Below are 15,134 nucleotides of genomic sequence, written 5' to 3'. Positions count from 1 at the left end.
TATAACAAAATCCATACCAGCATTAATATTTTTTTATTATTTTCTGCATTGTCCAGGCAAAAAGAGCGAAGCTGCATATGGCCCCGCTCATTTTTTTCACGGAGAACATTCTGCACAAAGGACTTTTTATAATGTCACTTTATTCATTCAAGAATTGTAACCCCATCAATTAATTCCTTTTCAAATTCCACCCTGTGATGCTTTGTGTATAATCCTGGCGCACCGCCTGTGTGAATCATGATGATCTTCTCACCTTTTTTGATTTTCCCTTCCTTAACCATATCAAGGATCGCGGCAAAGCATTTTCCAGTGTAACAGGGATCAAGCAGGATGGCTTCTTTTCCTGCCATAAGGCAAACAGCATCCCTTACCTCTTTTGAAGGAAGATTATATCCGCCCCGCACATAATCTTTTTCAATATCAAAATCTTTCAGCCCAGCGCTTATTTTCATTCCATATTTTTCTTTTACGCCGTCAAACAGTTCAACAATGCCATGCTCCTTGTGATCATCAAACGGAGAGATCGCAATACCTGTTAATTTTAAGCTGGAGTCTTCATTATGGAATCCGCAATACAGGCCCATATAGGTCCCTAAGCTGCCCACTGCAGAAATAACCCGTGCATCATCGATTCCCATGGCAGCCGCCTGCTTTGTAACCTCGACCGCGCATTCATAGTATCCCAGAATGCCAACATCATCGGAACCGCCAAGGGGTATGTAATAAACGGTTTCTCCCTGAGCCTCATATTTTTTTGATTGTATCCTTAACCAACTCCTTATACTGCTCAGGAGACGGACGGCCATCCTCCTTTTTTTATGATCACTTCAGCCCCCATTAACCGGTCAAGCAGTAAGTTGGCCGACAATTCTCCCGGATAATCTCCTATTGCAACAATCGCACATCTCATATTGTATTTAGCTGCCACGGCAGCTGTTAACCGGCCATGATTTGTTTGAACTCCGCCCTCAGTAACAAGCATGGTTGCCCCTTTGTCCTGCGCCTCCTTTAAAATATATTCCAGCTTTCTAAGCTTATTGCCTCCCATTCCCAGACCAGTCATATCATCACGTTTAAGATACAATTGGATTCCTAACTCTTCTGAGATATTTTTAAGATACTCCAAGGGAGTGGGTAAATTCAAAAATGAGACTTTCTCCTGACCTAAAACCATAATAATGCCTCCTTATAGATGCTGTTAATAATACACCAATACCAGCCAATATCGGGCTCATGTATATTACATGTGCCCCTGGCTGTATATATTCTAAAAAATTATCTATTCTTTATGATTACTCACCAATCATTATCTTTACAATTTCACGGTCCGTTTCACGCATTCCATCCTTACCAAGCCGTCCCACATTACGTATGGTTTCTTCAACATCACGGTTAATAATTCCTTCGCCACAGCGGAACTGCTGCTCACCATTTTTAAACATGTCATGGCCTAAAAGCCTGCCATAACACTGGTGGCTATTTTCCCTGCACAGGAAGGCTTAGCCCCGTCACAGATCATGCCGGAGGTAATTACAACAGAATTAACAAGAGTATGTGCTATCTCCTCATATCCGCCGCCTAATAAATAGGCGATACCGCACGCGGCAGCACATCCGGCACTGACAGCGCCGCAGTAAGCTGATAAACGGCCAATTCCAGTCTTTTCATGAATGGATACCAGGTTTGCCAGGGCAAGAGCACGATATAATTTATCCTTTGTTACACCCAGATCATTTGCATACTCAATGACAGGCACTGAAACCGTGATCCCCTGATTTCCGCTGCCGGAGTTAATAATTACCGGAAGTTCACATCCGCTCATTCTGGCATCACTGCCGGCCGCTGCCTTGGCAATTGCGCGGTTACGGACATCCTTTCCGTAAGAGGCCATCCAGGTGCTTCCAATGTTTGCACCATAATTATTCGTTAAACCCTCTTCAGCAATCGCCATGTTGTACTCAATTTGAGGATCTAAAATGTCTTTTACATCATCAACCTGCAAAGTATCTGCAAATTCGATGATATCTTTTAAGTTTAACAGGCTTTTATCTGTGAGGCCCACCTCTTCAGTCTTTTCCATGGCATTTCCGCTGCCCGGTTCACTGCTGGCTTCCAAATCAAATAATATTTCTCCATTTTTCTCGATCAATATGATGTTTGTATGATATTGGGCAATTCTCAGTTTTACATACTCATTCCCTTTAAATAAAATGAGTACAATGTCAAATGTCAGTTCTCCGTCAATGGCTTTTACAGTTATCGGCACATTTTTTTAATATAGTCTCTTATCTCTGACTTTTTCTCGCTGCTGACTACCGAAATGACCTCCAGAATCTTGGATGCGTCACCAGCAACGATTCCTGCTGCTACTGCTGCCTCAATTCCTTTCATGCCATCCGTATTGGGCACTACAACGCTCTTTACATTTTTAATAATATTATAGCTTACATTTACTTCTACTTTATCGGGCAGACTGCCAAGCACTTCTCTCGCTTTTGCCGCACCATATCCTAAGGCAATCGGTTCCGTACAGCCCATCGCCGGCACCAACTCTTCTGTTAAAATCTTCACATAAGTTGTATAACGTAAATCTTTCGTATCCATATCAATTCTCCCCATTACCTCAGACTTCCGGTTTGATATCTGTTATTTAAAAAGCGGGGATTTGTGGAGGATTATTGGCAGCATCAGATTATGAAATCTAATGTTCTTATATATCCCCGCTTTTTTAATTCAGAACCTGCGCACTCCTTATGGATATTACAGTTTTCCTAATACCTCATCCAGATCCAAGGTTTTGGTCCCGTCTTCAAGTATAAAGAATGGAATTCCAATCCCACCGTTTCTTTTAACCGCTTCATATGCCGGTTCTGTTTCACGGGCAGCAAGATATGCTTTTAAATCCTTTAAATCTGCTGATAAATTTTTAAAATCCACGCTGGCTTTCTTATCAATCAGCTTATGCAGTGCATACAGTGTGTCTGGACATAAGTGGCTTCCAATAATTGTTATTTTCATAGTTATTCTTCCTTTCTCTTATGCAGTGATATCTGTTTATTCAGCTAATTCTTTGTTGTTGCCTTTTAAGTGATTATTGATCCATTCTTTCCCTTCCACCATTCTGGCTACCATCATGGAAGCAATCGCATCACCAGAAGAATTTAAGCAGGTAGCTGCAGGGTCAAACAGAAAACCTAAGGTTGCGATTAAAGGAAATGCCTCTGGCGGAAATCCAAAAAGACCCACAATCAGCATTTCACCTACCAGGCCGCCGCCCGGTGCTCCGGATAATACAAATGCAGACAAAATAGCTACAACAATTGACATGGCATAAGTTCCAACGCCTGTAAAGCTGATGAAACACTCCAAACAAAAATGCAATTTTAACAATCGAAGATAATACCGAACCATCCATATGCATGGTTGCTCCCATTGGAAGTACAATTTCCCTAATATCTTTTGGAACTCCCATTTTGTCGCAGGCATCTAAGTTTACCGGCAGAGCAGCCATTGAGCTTTGGGTTGCAAAAGCCGTCAGTGCAGGAGTGGGTACAAATTTCATCATACGGCGGACCGCTTCTTTTCCACCTGCCATATAGGAATACAATGGAAAGAATATTACCACATAAATCAAACAGAGCGGATAATACAAGATCATGGAACGGCCGTAATCGCCAATCAGGCTTGGTCCGAACTCACCTATTAAGTTGGCAAAATATGCACCCAGACCAATGGGAGCAAACTTCATGATTAAATTAACCATTTTCATGATAACATCATTTAAGTTTATAAGCATTTTACCAACAGGGCTTTCGTCACCGCCGCATGCACTGACACAGAATCCGAACATGACAGAAAAAAAATAATCAATGGAAGCATGTTCTGGCGGCTTAAAAGATCGGGAAAGTCAGAAACAGTAAGAGCTCCCACAATCATGTCACCAACAGCAGTCGCTTCTCCAACTTCCGCCGAACCCATAGCAATTGAGGTACTTGCTGCAGGCGGGAAAATATTCACTGCAAACAGGACAAGTACAGCTGCGACAGCACCGGTTCCGATAAAAACAACAATAAGATTTACTAAAATACTTCCAAGACGTTTCATATTTACCATGCTTCCGACAGCACTGGAGATAGAAACCATGACCATTGGCACAACGATTGTGAACATTAAGTTAAGGAAAATATCGCCAAGCGGCTTAACAATTATAGCCTTCTCTCCTGCAATCAGGCCAAAACCTGATCCGATCAGGATACCCAATACCAACAGGATCGGGAACCGATAGCTTTTCCAGATATCTTTTTTTATTCATAAGTACACTTCTCCTTTTCACCCCAAAATTTTGAATTTAAGTGACTTTTATAAGTATTTATCTCACAGACTATTTACTGCATCCTCCAGCTGTTTCATGGCTTTTGCAAGCAGCTTCGCGGACATGCTGCATTGAGTCTCATATAACCGGAAAGACTGCGGCCAAAGGTATAGCCTTCATTTAATCCCAGCTTTGCTTCTTCAATCATAAATTTTCTTAATCTTTCATTATTCATTCCCAATTCCCGGCAATCCAGCCATACCAGATAAGTAGCATCCGGTACATTAGGTTTGATTTTTGGAATGTACTTCTCACAATAATCCTTGATAAAATCAAAGTTTTCAGAAATATATGGAAGCAACTGCTCTAACCACTCTTCCCCCTCATTAAATGCCGCTTCCATAGCAACTGAGCTAAATGCATTATTCCTGTGAATGTCTAAATTCATCCAGAACTTATCAAAAGCAGCCTTCATTTCCAAGCTGGGAAAAACAGTGGTTGATGCCTGTAATCCTGCAAGATTAAATGTCTTGGTACCTGAAATGCAGCTTATGACATGATCCTTTGCCTTTTCTGATATCATAGCTGTTGGAGTATGTTTTTTTGCCATGAAACACCAGATCAGAATGTATTTCATCAGAAACCATCAGCACATCATTGGCATAACAAATTTCAAACATCTTCTGAAGCTGTTCTTTTGTCCAGACAATCCCAAGAGGATTATGAGGATTGCATAAAAGAAAGATTTTTACCTTCGGATCTTTTGCTTTCTTCTCGAAATCTGCAAAATCAACTGTCCATTTTCCATCCTCTTCAACCAGCTGGTTTTCAACCACCTTTCTTTCCCATGCTTCTGTAACATCATAGAATTCAGAATACACAGGAGTCTGAATCATAATGGAGTCCCCTTCCTTGGTAAACACCTTGACAATGGAAGACAGTGCCGGTACAACTCCCAGGCTCCAGCTTACTTTTTCCTTGTCAATCTTCCAGCCATGCCTGCGGTACTGCCAGCCAAGTATAGCATCAAAATAGGAGTCAGGCCGGCAAGTATATCCCCATATCCCTTCCATTGCTTTTTCCACGCATGCATTAATGATTGGCTGTGCAGTCTGGAAATCCATATCTGCGATCCAAAGCGGAATAACATCCGTTGTGCCAAACTTTTTCTGCCTTTCATCGTATTTTCCTGCGCGGTTATTGTTCCGGTCAACTACGATGTCAAAATTATACTTCATATATAACTCCTTTCAGTTTTATACTTTTATATAGAGCAATACACGTGCCAACTTTTTATCAATAAGGAAAAATATAAATAAAAACGTAGAAAAAGCCTGCAAATGCTGCCTTTTCTACGTTTATCCTTTTGTTACATCTTGTAGAATTTTGACGGGAAATGAAAAACTTTTCTTTTTGGTCGTTAATTGGTTATAAATAGGTTGTTAATGGTTTGTTAATCCATTGCTATATGGTCGTGTACCGGATTTTCTTAGCCTATTAATTCGTTATCCAATCGACTCCTTTTTTGGTAATGCTGCTTCCGCCTCTGCCTCTTGAAACAATTACGTAGCCCATTTCCTCTAATCTGCCTAATATTTTACGCACCTGAGGCTGAGTTAACTTTATCCTGCGCATCTGTGCCTCCAACAGGATTTTATCCCGTCCAATGGATTGTCCTGTACGTTCTGCATCGTAAAGAATTTCCAGAATCACCCGCTCCTGTTCGGTTGGCATATGGGATGTGTTTTGGTACTGAGGCGGCTTATCTGCGGCATAGATATTCCGCTCAGCACCTTTTATTCCATTGGCCTCTTCTCTATATTTGCTTATTCGGAAAACCGGAGGCAAATCATCAATTGTTATTACGGTATGGCCAGTAAAACACAGATAATCTACGACATTACGCAGTTCCCGTATATTCCCCGGCCACTGGTATTTACGAAACAGCGCTTTGATATCATCACTTAACCGGAAATTTCCCCCAAGTTCCTTTCGAAAACTTTCCAGAATTAAGAATACATCTTCCTCTCTCTTCCGAAGCGGCGGAATCAGCACCGGCAAGGCATTCAGTCTGTAATAAAGATCCTGGCGGAATGTGCCTTCCGCTACTTTTTCCTCAAGCTCTTCATTGGTTGCGGCAACAATCCGCACATCAACATGAATGATTTGATTTCCGCCGACCCGCATGATCTCACGTTCCTGCAAAACGCGCAGCAGCTTTACCTGCAGCGCCGGACTCATGCCCTCCACTTCGTCTAAGAACAGAGTCCCCTGATGGGCGAATTCAAATAATCCCGGACGGCCTCCCTTTTTTGCGCCGGTAAAGGCACCTTCTTCATAACCAAACAGCTCACTCTCCAATAAATTTTCCGGCATGGCTGCACAGTTGATTGCCACAAAGCTGATCCCTGCGCTTTGACGCATTATGAACCGAATGTGCAAACAGCTCCTTACCGGTTCCAGTTTCCCCGATTAGCAAGACCGGAGATTCTGTGCACGCCATTTTATTTAAAATAAATTTCGTCTTTAATATGGGCTCTGACTCTCCAATTACATCATCAAAACAATATTTGGCCCTATGCCCCTGGCCCTTTTTCATCAATTGAACCCGCAGCTCATTTTGACGGCGCTCCATGTCATTAAATTTCTGTAAAATGGCAAATGCACCAACACAAGTCTCCCGCCTTAACACCGGACGCACGTAAAGGCTTACCAGATTACCTGCAACTCTCACAACTTGCGGATTTGTCTCCTTTTTCTCCTCCAGGCATTTCCGGAATGGTATATAGGGAAATACTTCTTCCCCCATGGTTAAAAGACTGTGATTTTCAGGAACACAGGTGATGTCCACAGCATTTTTGTTGATTGCATAGATTTCTCCATGTTCATTTACCGCGATTACGCCCTGATCAAGTACTTCCATAAGAATATCAAACTGACTTTCCAACCTTCTGGAACGGTTAAACATCTGATCAAAATAATAGGTATTGGTGCACACCGACTCCTGATACTGTTTAAACTCAGCTTCTTCCAGCAAATCGTCAAACCCCAGCCTGAACGCGGCTTCAATCATGGTATCGGCAGAGCAGGTTCTCTGTCCCAGATTTATAATTGTGGGAATTCCACCTGGCACATAACGCTCTTCATCGGGAGTAACAGCAATCTCTGCCATATCAGTCAGCTTGCTTCCCGGTGCATAGAGTATAAACTTTAAATGGGTAATCCCAAGCTGTTCCAGCTGTGTCACTGCTTCTCTTGCCATTACCTCGGTGATATTAACGAAAATAACCTTCGTTCCCTTTGGAATCTCTACCAAACGGCGCACTGCTTCCTTGAAATACGTAACCTGAATTTCCATCCGCTGTGCATCAGCCGGAATATACCGGTCCGGATCCCCCATGGCATCAAAAGCATCCGTTGAACCCATATACAAATCGCTGGGTTCCATATTAGCTGCCGTTCCATCCATCATGCTGTAGTTTCGTACAACAACTCGTTCCCCAAATACCGACCGAACCTGTCCGGCATATGCTTTTCCCGCAAATGGGTCTAATGCAATAACCGCAATTCTCTTTTTCATGCTTTACCTTCCTGTAACAATATAAACCTCCAACATCATTCCACGCTTCTCTTACTTCAGTTACCTCTAGTATAACATAGCAAAAAAGCAGGTAAAGATATACCTGCAGATCATTTCCGTCTGAAACAGATAGTCATTGAATCTGCGGCCGGCTTTTCAGACCCGCTTTTTATAGGTTATAATTTAAAGCAATAATAATAAGACTTCCCCTTTTCCGTCAGCCGCCGGATATCTACCTTAAAGATATCACTGATACAGCTATGAACCCTGTGATCGGAGGCCTCCTCATAAGCGGCCACCTTTCCCTTTTCCATCACAGCCAGCCGGTCTGAATAATTAAGAGCCAGATTGAGATCATGCAAAACCAGAACAATGGTCTTTCCAAGCTTCCTGTTTAAGCTGCTGATAAGCTCCATAATTTCATAGGAAACATTAATATCAAGATAGGTTGTCGGTTCATCCAGAAAAATGACCGGCGTATCCTGAGCCAGTACCATGGCAAGAAATACACGCTGACGCTCTCCCCCTGAAAGCTGGCGCACATTTTTGTTTCGAAGAGACTCACAGCATGTCATTTTCATGGCATATTCCGCCAGCCACTTATCCTCTGCAGAAGAGAAGCTGACCGGGGACTGATGGGGAAATCTTCCCGACATCACCGCATCTTCCACTGCCATATCCGGGATGTGGCTGCCTTGAAGCAGCACGGATACGTTCCTGGCAAATTCCTTCCGTTTCATGCCTCTGATCTCTTTATTCTCTAAAAATACCTTCCCCTTATCCGGCTGCAAAAGCCGGGAAGCCAGCTTTAGCACCGTGCTTTTTCCGCAGCCATTGGGTCCGACGATGGTGGTTATCTTTCCTTTTTCAAAATTCAAGTCCATCTCACGGATCAGCGGCTGCCTGTTATAAGAATAAGTCACATCCTCAAGTCTGATCATAATTTCCATCATTCCTTCCGCCTCTTTTTAAGAATCAGATAAAGAAAAAAACGGCCCTCCCATAAAGGACATCAAAATACCAACTGGCAGCTCATAAGGCAGAAATAAAGTCCTTGCCAGCAAATCACATAAAATAACGAACATCCCCCTGTCAGGCGCTGGCAGGGAGGACGAACCGGTTGTCCTGGCCGATCATTAATTTAACCCCATGGGGAACCAGAAGGCCTACAAAGCCGATCATACCGGCAAAGCTGACGGCCGCACCGGCAAGGATGGCTGCAATGGCCAGGCAGGCGCACCGGCAGGCATTTACATTCATGCCCAGGCTTTTGCGCTGTCCCCGCCAAGATTTAAAATATTAAGACCCCTGGAACAGAGCATCGCCAGAACAAAGCCTGCAATAATAAAAGCCGAAGGATAGACAAGAACATTTGAAGTAACAGAGGATAGCCCTCCCACCAGAAAATTTCCCGCACCTAGATAAGCATCCGGGTATAAAATCATAACCGTATTCATTCCCGCACTGAAAATACTGTTGACTGCAAAGCCTGTTAAAACCAGAAGGACTCTTGACAATCTGCCGGTCATGGTAATGGCAAGAACCAGCATACAGGCAAGGAGGGCACCGGAAAATGCCGATAAAGGCAGGAAAAGCGGGTCTGGCGGCAGAAATGCAGATGCCAGCAGAACAAAAAGCCCTGCTCCTGCATTTACTCCTATGATATTTGGACTTGCCAGAGGATTGTTTAACACGGACTGAATGATCGCACCGGATACCGAAAGGGCGCTTCCTGCAAGAAGGGCGGCTGTAACTCTCGGCAGACGGATCGTAAGGAGGATCCGGTATAAAAATCATCAGCCTCCCCAGCGGTCAGGGTTGCAATGAGATCAGACGGCCTGATATTACTGGTTCCAAGGCACAATCCCAACAAAATTGAAACCACAAGTCCTGCAGCCGACAAAAGGATAAACAGCCGCGCCTTTTTATTTCTTTCCATAAAGAATCTCCGAAAGGTATTGATAGCTTTCTCCCCATTTTTCATTGGGCTTATAAAGGAACTTTTCCTTTGGCAGAAGAATGTACCGGTTATTTTTAACGGCTGCAAGGCCATTCCATGCCGGATTTTTTTCAACGCTTTCTTCTAGATTTTTCTTTGCAAGTGCATCGTCATTTCCCATGGGGATCACAAAAATATAATCCGGGTCTTCTTTTACAATGCTTTCCATGCTGAACTCTTTTAACAGGCTCTGATTCTCATCGGCTATATTTTTACAGCCCAGGTCATTTAACATTTTTCCTGTCATGGTCCTGGAATTCTGTGCCACCGCTCCGCCGGAGTAGGTAATGAGAAGTAAAACAGAAGGCGGCTCCTGATTCTTTGTGCCGGAAAGGATTTCCTCAATCTCTGTTTTTATATCCAAACCTTTTTTCTGATACATCTCTTTTCTCCCGGTTATTTCCGTACAGGTTTTAAGCATGGACAAATAGTCTTCAAAATATGTCACTTTAAAATAAGCAGCCGTAATGCCCGCCTGTTTCAAAACCTCCTTGAGCGCTGTATGCTCCTTGGTTTCTGATGACAATAGAACCAGATCCGGATTTAAAGCTATGATTTTTTTTCTACATTGGGACTGTTATATTTCCCTACAGAAACAGTTTTTTCCGAAAGTTCCAGCCCTCTTTCATCAAATGCATCGTCCGTAACACCGGAAAGCCTGCCTCCGGCTGCCTGCCAGACCTCTGCAAAGCTCCCCATTAAAGCCACCACACGCTCCGGATTCCTCACCGACACCTCCTGGCCGAGGGCATCGGTAAAGCAGTACCCCTCCGGTATCACATCAACCGGTTTCCCAGTCCTGCCGCCGCATCCGGCAAGCATATTTACTATCACAAAAAGTATCACTGCATAAACCATGGTTATTTTCTTCAATTTATCAAGGCACCTTCTTTGCATAATTGTTTTCCGTAAGCGCAATAGCTGTCTTCCGCCATATAATCACCGTCATTATAGTATCCTGCCGGGCGCGGCAGCCTCCGCACTCTTTCCCGTATTTGCAGTCACGGCATGTCCCCTTGTAATCCCGGGTGCGCAGGGTTTTAAACAGGCTGCTGTTTTTCCATATCTCATCAAAGGGCTCTTTGCGGATATCTCCTGCTTCCTCAATCATATAGGCACAGGGACGGACCTTTCCAACGGGGCTTACCACGCAATAGGATAGCCCGGCCAGACATCCTCTGGTAAAGCGGGTATCCACCTCCAATTCCTTTGCCACTCTGGTAAATTGAGGGGCGCAGGTAGGCTTTATATCAATGGGAACCTCCTTCTGCTTCTTCATAATGGTCTTAAGAAGCCTTTCATACTCCATGACTTTCAGCGAAGTTTCTTCCAGATATCTCCCTCTGCCAACCGGAATCAGGAAAAACAGGTAATTGGCTGCAGCACCTGATTTCACGCTGAAATCAATGATATCTTCCACCTCTTCCTGGTTCCAGTCCATGACCGTCGTATGTATCTGAAAGGGCAGGCCGGCTTTTTTACAATTCCCGATCCCTTCTAAGGTCAGCCGGTATGCATTCTCATCTCCCCTGAACCTGTTATGCTTTTGTTCATCCAGACTGTCAAGGCTGATCCCCATAACTGCTGCTCCGCACTTCTTCAGCTTTTTAGCCGCCGCTTCCGTAATCAGCATTCCATTGGTGCCAAAAACAGGCCGAAGGCCCGCACCGGCCGCGTAGGATACCAGAGTATAAATATCCGGGCGCATCAGCGGTTCTCCTCCGCTGAATATCATAATGCGAAAACCAGCCCCGGCTATTTCATCGATCAGCTTTTTGGCTTCCTCCGTTGTTAATTCATCCGCTTTTTTTACTGCCGGCATCCTGGTAACAATGCCTGCATTTAAGATTACACTGGTTTGTTGTCATCCATGAAACAATCATATGCCTTCTCCTTGTACTATACTTAAACCATTTAATTCATCTTAATTGCATCAGCCCTTTTTCATTCCATAAATTTTTGATTTTTTTTATCGGCATTATAAAAAAACGATCTTTCCAGTACCTTCTATAATTAATTGATAAAACAGCTTCTGGGAATCTGTATCCATCATAAATTCCAACATTCCAGCTGTAAAACCTGCAGAAATACAGATGATTTTTTTAACCTTTCAAGGAAAACAGGCATAATTTTACACAATCTAATAAATATTATCAATTACAATCCCATATGCGTTGTAATTACAACAACCAAACAGGAAATCACATGCTATGATATATATATCGAATAACCCAGACTTTATCACATATAGAAAGGACAAAAAATGGAACATTATATAAAAGCTACGGACACCATTTACGATATCACTGAAAAATACCCTGAAACAATCGGACTGTTTGTTACAAATGGTTTTGAACAATTAAACAATCCAATCATGCGAAACACCCTTGGAAAGACGGTCACTCTGGAAATGGCTTTATCCATGCGAAAGCTCAATCAGGAGCTTTTCATGGAAAAGCTGGAAGAAACCATTAAGCAAAATCTCCCGGACCTCACTTCCGGGCTTGCACCTACGAGAAAGGAAGAAGGAGGCGATATCCGCATAGAAGGCGTACTCCCCTGCCCCATCCGTCTTCCCCTTCTGGAAAAATTTGAAGCCTGGATGGCTTCCCAAAAGGATTCCATGGACTATAAGGTAGACTACAATTTAAAATCCGCCAACCTGGGACTGGATGATGTAAAGGAACGGATCATCGCCGCAGACGGCAATGCAGATGCCTTATCAGATCTTTATCTTTCGGCCGGCTTTGACTTGTTCTTTGATAAAAGCCTTATGGGACGCTACCGGGATTCCGGTACATTTGAAGATATTTCAGATATTGAGCAGATAAATCCTGATTTTAACAATGAAGCCATTTCCTTAAAGGACCCAAAGAACCAATATGCCATCATCGGCATTGTTCCGGCGGTTATAATGGTAAATACCGCTGTTTTAGGAGACCGTCCTTTTCCTGAAAGCTGGGCGGATTTAATGAAACCGGAATTTGAAAACAGCGTCAGCATGCCTATGAAGGACTTGGACATGTTCAACGCATTTTTGCTGCACATCCACCGGTATTACGGAGATGAGGGCATTGAAAAAAATGGGAAAAGCTCTTTTGCGCAGCATGCATCCGGCCCAGATGGTAAAATCCCATATTTCAAAGGAAGGAAATAAGGTTCCTGCCGTTACGATTTCCCCTTACTTTTTTGCCAGCATGGCAGATGAGAAAAGTCCTCTCCGTCCCGTATGGCCAAAGGATGGCGCGATCATTAGCCGATTTTCCTTTTAGCAAGATCAAAGAACAGGGAAAAGGTCAAGCCATTTGTGGACTTCCTGTATTCCAAAGAAATAGGTGAAATCCTCTCCTCTAACGGAAAATTTCCTTCTACCAATCCGCTGGTAAACAACCACTTAAAACCGGATCAGAAATTCATGTGGCTTGGCTGGGATTATATTCACAGCCATGATATTGGAGAGCTGATCAAAACTACAGAACAGCTGTTTTATCAGGCAGCAGAAAAGGAGGCTTTATGAATCTGATTATTGTATCAGGCCCCCCTTCCTCCGGGAAGACGTCTGTGATCTTAAAAACCATTGCTTCTTTTCAGAACAGGAATATAAAGGTGGGCGTTGTCAAATTTGACTGTCTTTATACCGATGACGATGCTGCTTATGAAAAAGCCGGTATACCGGTAAAAAAAGGGACTTTCCGGTGCCTTATGTCCCGACCATTTCTTTGCTTCCAATATTGAAGAGGTGGTAAATTGGGGCAATGAGGAAAAACTGGACTTGCTCATCACCGAATCCGCCGGTCTTTGCAACCGCTGTTCTCCCTATTTAAAAGAAATCAAGGGAGTCTGTGTCATTGACAATCTTTCCGGCATCAATACCCCGAAAAAAATCGGTCCCATGTTAAAATCTGCTGATTTTGTGGTGATTACAAAAGGGGATATTGTCTCCCAGGCGGAGCGTGAGGTTTTCGCTTCCTGTGTAAGCTCCGTAAATCCCCGAGCCGTCACCATGCATGTAAATGGCCTGACCGGGCAGGTGCCTACGAGCTGGGAAGCCTTCTCTATGATGAAAACCAGAACATCGAGTCCGTCCAGGGCATGCAACTTCGCTTTCCCATGCCTTCCGCCCTTTGCTCCTATTGTCTTGGAGAAACAAGGATCGGAGAGGCATTTCAGATGGGAAACGTTAAAAAAATTAATTTGGGGGCAGATAAGACATGATGGAATTAAGCTTAGACCAGCTTCTTAAGGAGTATCCCTTTGTAAGCGCATATTTTGAACAGAATAAGCTGGATATTGCCGGGTACGGGGATAGGACCTTTCGGGAGTTTTTAGATCATTTTACAGAGGAGGAATTAGAGGATCAGGCCATTGACAGGGAAAAGCTCCTGTCCGATCTTCCGGTCTACTTAGAACAGATGAGTGCATTTCTGGGGCTTGAAAAGAGCAGCCGGGTCCTTTCCATGACAATCCTGGCAGGATATGACAAATCCGGCAATCCGGAAGGCTTTTCAGAGCTTACGGTGGAAACCTCTCAGATCATTTCTATCGTAGGACCTACGGGGTCCGGCAAAAGCCGCCTTTTGGCGGATATCGAATGGGCAGCACAAGGGGATACGCCTACAGGCCGCAGCATCTTGATCAATGGAAAGAAGCCGGATAATAAATGGCGTTTTTCCTCCAACAACCGGCTGGTAGCACAGCTGTCCCAGAACATGAATTTTGTCATGGACCTTACGGTAGAGGAATTTTTAAGGATGCACGCCGTAAGCCGTCTGGTGGAGAACCCCCAGACTGTAATTGAACAGATCATCCTGGCTGCCAATCATCTGGCAGGAGAAAAATTCGACTTAACCACTCCTGTCACCAGCTTAAGCGGAGGGCAGTCCAGAGCCTGATGATCGCAGATACCGCTATTTTAAGCTCTTCTCCCATTGTTCTCATCGATGAAATCGAAAATGCCGGGATCGACCGCAAAAAAGCGCTTGAGCTGTTGATCTCCTCGGATAAGATCGTGTTAATGGCAACTCACGACCCTCTTCTGGCGCTTATGGCAGACAAGCGGATCATCATTAAAAACGGCGGAATCAGCAAAGTTTTAGATACCAATGAGGAAGAAAAGCTTTTGTTAGTGGAGCTTGAAAAAATGGATTCCCTGATACAAACTGCACGTCAGGAGCTGCGTAAGGGAAGTACCCTGTCAGGAAAAACCCTGGATATGGAAATATAATCTTATTTAACAGATTAAA

General features: G+C 43.7%; 12 protein-coding genes and 6 pseudogenes. 5 read left to right on the top strand and 13 right to left on the bottom strand.

The features are described 5' to 3' along the window. Nucleotides 1-143: 143 nt before the first annotated feature. The 13 genes and pseudogenes from JCM10519_RS31775 to nirJ2 form a co-directional block, all read right to left on the bottom strand. Entirely contained in the window at nt 144-806 is a 663-nt protein-coding gene (locus JCM10519_RS31775; protein WP_347844730.1) for a pyridoxal-phosphate dependent enzyme, read from the bottom strand. Beyond that, nucleotides 788-1,174 carry a pyridoxal-phosphate dependent enzyme gene (locus JCM10519_RS31770; RefSeq protein WP_347844729.1) on the bottom strand — a complete coding sequence of 129 codons (387 nt, stop codon included), beginning with the start codon at nt 1,172-1,174 and terminating at the stop codon, nt 788-790. Before JCM10519_RS31770 ends, JCM10519_RS31775 begins: the two co-directional genes overlap by 19 nt. Before the next feature lie 118 nt (nt 1,175-1,292). Next, nucleotides 1,293-2,610, bottom strand: a pseudogene (locus tag JCM10519_RS18705) (L-serine ammonia-lyase, iron-sulfur-dependent, subunit alpha). 150 nt (nt 2,611-2,760) lie between these two features. Then, nucleotides 2,761-3,018: a hypothetical protein gene (locus JCM10519_RS18700; protein ID WP_054741057.1), complete on the bottom strand. Its 258-nt coding sequence runs from the start codon at nt 3,016-3,018 to the stop codon at nt 2,761-2,763. Nucleotides 3,019-3,054: 36 nt separating this feature from the next. After that, nucleotides 3,055-4,308 (bottom strand): annotated as a pseudogene (locus JCM10519_RS18695) (dicarboxylate/amino acid:cation symporter). A gap of 98 nt (nt 4,309-4,406) precedes the next feature. Further along, a complete protein-coding gene (locus tag JCM10519_RS31765) occupies nt 4,407-4,895 on the bottom strand; it encodes an aminotransferase class I/II-fold pyridoxal phosphate-dependent enzyme (RefSeq protein WP_347844728.1) in 489 nt (162 codons plus the stop codon). Next, complete coding sequence (locus JCM10519_RS31760; RefSeq protein ID WP_347844727.1) at nt 4,834-5,550, bottom strand: aminotransferase class I/II-fold pyridoxal phosphate-dependent enzyme; 717 nt, start codon at nt 5,548-5,550, stop codon at nt 4,834-4,836. The genes JCM10519_RS31765 and JCM10519_RS31760 overlap by 62 nt, the downstream gene beginning before the upstream one ends. A gap of 259 nt (nt 5,551-5,809) precedes the next feature. Then, nucleotides 5,810-6,815, bottom strand: a pseudogene (locus tag JCM10519_RS31755) (sigma 54-interacting transcriptional regulator). Between the two features lie 1,253 nt (nt 6,816-8,068). Beyond that, nucleotides 8,069-8,845, bottom strand: a complete 777-nt coding sequence (locus JCM10519_RS18680) for an ATP-binding cassette domain-containing protein (protein WP_054741055.1) — start codon at nt 8,843-8,845, stop codon at nt 8,069-8,071. A 139-nt stretch (nt 8,846-8,984) separates the two neighbouring features. Continuing rightward, a pseudogene (locus JCM10519_RS18675) lies at nt 8,985-9,655 on the bottom strand (iron ABC transporter permease). Nucleotides 9,656-9,817: 162 nt separating this feature from the next. Then, nucleotides 9,818-10,417 carry an ABC transporter substrate-binding protein gene (locus JCM10519_RS18665; RefSeq protein WP_347844726.1) on the bottom strand — a complete coding sequence of 200 codons (600 nt, stop codon included), beginning with the start codon at nt 10,415-10,417 and terminating at the stop codon, nt 9,818-9,820. Between the two features lie 23 nt (nt 10,418-10,440). Next, entirely contained in the window at nt 10,441-10,764 is a 324-nt protein-coding gene (locus tag JCM10519_RS18660; protein WP_054741047.1) for a hypothetical protein, read from the bottom strand. Continuing rightward, nucleotides 10,761-11,774 (bottom strand): annotated as a pseudogene (gene nirJ2, locus JCM10519_RS18655) (putative heme d1 biosynthesis radical SAM protein NirJ2). Before nirJ2 ends, JCM10519_RS18660 begins: the two are co-directional and overlap by 4 nt. Nucleotides 11,775-12,154: 380 nt before the next feature. On the opposite strand from nirJ2, the gene JCM10519_RS18650 reads away from it, so the two are divergent. From JCM10519_RS18650 to JCM10519_RS31745, 5 genes and pseudogenes are all read left to right on the top strand, one after another. Beyond that, nucleotides 12,155-13,048 (top strand): ABC transporter substrate-binding protein, encoded by an 894-nt coding sequence (locus JCM10519_RS18650; RefSeq protein WP_347844725.1) that lies wholly within the window; start codon nt 12,155-12,157, stop codon nt 13,046-13,048. 150 nt (nt 13,049-13,198) lie between these two features. Further along, complete coding sequence (locus JCM10519_RS31750) at nt 13,199-13,408, top strand: ABC transporter substrate-binding protein (RefSeq protein ID WP_347844724.1); 210 nt, start codon at nt 13,199-13,201, stop codon at nt 13,406-13,408. Beyond that, nucleotides 13,405-14,106: pseudogene (locus JCM10519_RS18645) on the top strand (GTP-binding protein). Before JCM10519_RS31750 ends, JCM10519_RS18645 begins: the two are co-directional and overlap by 4 nt. Beyond that, complete coding sequence (locus JCM10519_RS18640; protein WP_347844723.1) at nt 14,103-14,783, top strand: ATP-binding cassette domain-containing protein; 681 nt, start codon at nt 14,103-14,105, stop codon at nt 14,781-14,783. The pseudogene JCM10519_RS18645 and the gene JCM10519_RS18640 overlap by 4 nt, the downstream one beginning before the upstream one ends. Then, a complete protein-coding gene (locus JCM10519_RS31745) occupies nt 14,783-15,115 on the top strand; it encodes a hypothetical protein (RefSeq protein WP_347844722.1) in 333 nt (110 codons plus the stop codon). Before JCM10519_RS18640 ends, JCM10519_RS31745 begins: the two co-directional genes overlap by 1 nt. The last annotated feature ends 19 nt before the right edge of the window (nt 15,116-15,134 follow it).

It is taken from the genome of Clostridium sp. NkU-1, from assembly GCA_001312405.1.
Note: the sequence above shows the minus strand (reverse complement) of the source record. Positions and strands in the feature narration are given on the sequence as shown.